General features: G+C 73.9%; 3 protein-coding genes. 1 reads left to right on the forward strand and 2 read right to left on the reverse strand.

All coding sequences use genetic code 11. The annotated features are described in order from the left end of the window. Window positions 1-399 precede the first annotated feature (399 nt). The gene (locus tag ACFWY6_RS44900; protein WP_384703559.1) at window positions 400-765 is read left to right on the forward strand and encodes an aldo/keto reductase; all 366 of its coding nucleotides are present in this window, start codon (window positions 400-402) and stop codon (window positions 763-765) included. Between the two features lie 37 nt (window positions 766-802). Here ACFWY6_RS44900 and ACFWY6_RS44905 read toward each other — a convergent pair whose 3' ends face one another. Beyond that, entirely contained in the window at window positions 803-1,027 is a 225-nt protein-coding gene (locus tag ACFWY6_RS44905) for a hypothetical protein (RefSeq protein ID WP_384703562.1), read from the reverse strand. A 55-nt stretch (window positions 1,028-1,082) separates the two neighbouring features. Further along, window positions 1,083-2,846, reverse strand: coding sequence for an NACHT domain-containing protein (locus ACFWY6_RS44910; protein WP_384703564.1), 1,764 nt, complete (start codon window positions 2,844-2,846; stop codon window positions 1,083-1,085). Between the last annotated feature and the right edge of the window lie 222 nt (window positions 2,847-3,068).

A 3,068-nucleotide genomic window follows, 5' to 3' on the forward strand; every position in this document is an offset into this window, starting at 1 on the left:
CCCCGGGGGCGCGCGCCCGATGGTGTTCACCGGGGTGCACCGGGGGGGGGGGGGGGGGGGGGGCCGCCGCGGCCGTCACCCTGGTTCAAGTCCCCGGAGGCACCGTGGAGTTGAAGCTGAAGTCGAACCGGCTCGGACACGGCACGGTGGAGGTCACCGAGCTCGGCTTCGGCGGCGGGCCGCTCGGCGGACTCTTCGAGCCGCTGGACGACGCCACCGCGACAGGCGCCCTCGCGGCGGCCGGCGAGTTCACGCTCTCGACGAAGTCGGCCGGCTGCTCGTCCCGCAGGCTCCGGCGGGCCGCACCGACGAGGGGTTCCAGGTGCCGCCACGCACCACCGCTTCTGGGACTTCTCCCGCAACGGCGTCCTGCGCAGCGTCCAGGACTCCCTGACGCGCATGGGCGTCGACCGGATCGACGTGCTGCTCCTGCACGACGCGGAACTCCACATCGACGCCGCGCTGCGCACGGGCTACCCCGCGCTCGCGGAACTGCGGGACCAAGGCGTGATCGTCGCGATCGGCGCGGGCATGTACGACACCACCCGGCTGACCCGGCTCGTCCGCGAGACCGACGTGGACGTCGTGATGCAGTCCGGCCACTACACCCTCCTCCAACACGGCGCCCTGGACGAGCTGTTGCCCGCCTGCGTCGAGCGCGGCGTCTCCGTCCTCGCGGCCTCCGTCTTCAACTCCGGCCTCCTCGCGACGGATCACCCCGCCGCCGGGGCGCACTTCGACTACGAGCGGGCTCCCGTGGGGTGACAGGCCGTATTCCGGGAGGCCGGGAGGTCGCGAGGTGTCAGCGTCGTCCGCCGTCGCTTTCGGGCGGCGGCGAGGGGGTGCGCAGCAGCCAGGCCCGCAGTTCGTGGTGGCGGAACTGGTAGGCGTGGCCCGATACGCGCAGGAGCCCCGCCTCGTACGCCCAGTCCAGAAAGCGCATGAGCCGCCACGGCAGCCGCCCGCGGGCCCGGGCGCACAGGACGAAGACCAGGTAGCGGCGGCTGGCCTCGCTCCACCAGACCATGCCGCAGGCGAGCCCGCCGACGGTGCCCGCGCCCAGGCCGATCGCGTAGTCGCCGCTAGCCGACGACCGTGCCGAAACAGACCGCGAAGAGCGCCGAGTACGTGAGCGCCGAGTTGAGGTCGTCGCGCAGCAGCTGCCGTGGATGGGTCTTGTGCTGGGGTTCGTGATCCCTGCTTGCGGCGGTGAACTCGGAGACCAGCGTGAGGACGAGGCCCGCGGTGAGCACCGCGATCACCACGGCGACGAGCCCGGACGCCACCCACTGCACGATGACGATCGCGAGGACGAGCACCGCGGCGCCCCGCAGCCGGTGCAGCAGCAACCGCCGTTCGTGCTGGGTGTGCAGACGGCGGAGCTTCCCGCCGGGGGAGAGCGAGACCCGCCCCCTGCCCACCCGGGTGAGCAGGACGAGGACGAGGCCCGCGAAGGCGAAGGCCGTCGGCAGGTCACGTGGATCGAGCCCGGAGTCCGACCGCATGAGCAGGGCGGCGGCCCCGCTGAGAATGACGAAGGAGGTGAGCAGTGCGTCGGCGACCCGCACGGTCCAGGGCCCGGCGAGCGGCCACAGCTGGTGCGGGACGAGGCCTGCCTGCGCCGTCACGGCGGCCTGTCGCTCGCTGTGCAGGGCGAGTTGACGCAGCCAGTGGTGCACGTGCTCGGGCCGGTAGGGCCCGGCCGCGCGGGGATGCAGCCGCACGGCTGCCGGGATGTACCGGCCGAGCAGTTCCTTGTCGAGGGATACCTGGTCGTGGTGGCGCAGCAGTTCCTGCGGGTCGCCCGCGTCGGCGTACGCGGTCGCCGCAAGCGTCAGCCGCCACGGCGTGGACATCGCGCGGGTCAGGAACCCCGCTGTGCCGGACGCCTCGGTCAGGGCGCGCAGGACGGTGCCCCAGCGGTCCGGCCGCTGCGGGGAGCGGGCCTCCAGGTAGGCGCGCGCGGCGGTGACCGTGACCGGGCGGATCTCGATGCGCAGCGCGTCCGGCACCCCGCGGCCGACCTGCTCGAGGCGTTCGTACCAGTCGGTCCGGCAGGTCACCACCAGGGGCAGTCCCCGGGTGCCGTTCTGGTAGGCGTCGAGCCGCTCGACGCCCGCCGCCGCGCGGGATGTGGTGACGTCGGTGTGCGGGTGCAGGGCGTCGTCCATCTCGTCGAGACCGTCGAGGATCGGCAGGATCCTGCGCTGGGCCACCAGGTCGCGGGCCACCCGCGGCTCCCGGTCGTAGTCCTGTACGAGGCGTTGCACCAGCCAGTCCTCGAAGTCGACCTGAGGGTTCCACCCGGACAGCGAGAGGCGCACCGGTACCGGCTCCCGGCCGCCCTGCCGGGTCAGTTCGAGCAGCAGGGCGAGCGCGAGGACCGTCTTGCCGGCGCCGGGAGCACCCGTGATCACCAGGCGCCGGTCGTCGGTGGCTCGGTAGTCATCGGCGACCCTGGACAGGCGGCCCGCCAGGTCCTGCGGGGGCCGTGAGCCGCGGGCGCCGGTGCCCGCCACGTCGTAGCCGAGATCGATGAAGACGCGGTCGCCGCCCAGGAGTTGGCGCCACTGGCGGCCCTCGGTCGCATGGACCCGGTGCAGCAGCCGCTCGGCCGCCTGTGCGGGATCGGGCTCCTGGCCCGCCCGGTGCCGCAGCGCCGCGACCGCGGCGACCAGACTGATCAGGCCGACGACCAGACCGACGACCCCGGCGGTGTCCTGCGGTGCGAGGCCGCCCCGGGCGACGACGCTCGCGGCCCACACGATCGCGCCGACCACCAGTACGGCACCGGCGGCCATGAGGGCGAGCCACAGCCGCCGATGACTGCTTCCCCCGTACTCCATGCCGTGTCCGTGTCCCCCGTACCGACCGTCGTGGTGCCGAACAGCCTTGCACAGACAGGGGGTTGGCGGCAGGTGAAGGGCAGTGGGTGCGGCTGCCCCGCCTCACATTCCTCCGGCCTGTCTCGTCGGGGGGGGGGGGGGGGGGCGCCCCCCCCCCCCCCCCCCGCCCCAGCCCCCCCCCCCCCCCCCCCCCCCCACACACACAGACACACACACAGAGGC

The sequence above is a fragment of the Streptomyces sp. NPDC059037 genome (genome assembly GCF_042740015.1).
In the GTDB taxonomy this organism is placed as follows: domain Bacteria; phylum Actinomycetota; class Actinomycetes; order Streptomycetales; family Streptomycetaceae; genus Streptomyces.

Coding starts and splice junctions, on each gene's coding strand:
- ACFWY6_RS44900 (WP_384703559.1), top strand. CDS start 400: ATGGGCGTCGACCGGATCGACGTGCTGCTCCTGCACGACGCGGAACTC.
- ACFWY6_RS44905 (WP_384703562.1), bottom strand. CDS start 1,027: ATGGTCTGGTGGAGCGAGGCCAGCCGCCGCTACCTGGTCTTCGTCCTG.
- ACFWY6_RS44910 (WP_384703564.1), bottom strand. CDS start 2,846: ATGGAGTACGGGGGAAGCAGTCATCGGCGGCTGTGGCTCGCCCTCATG.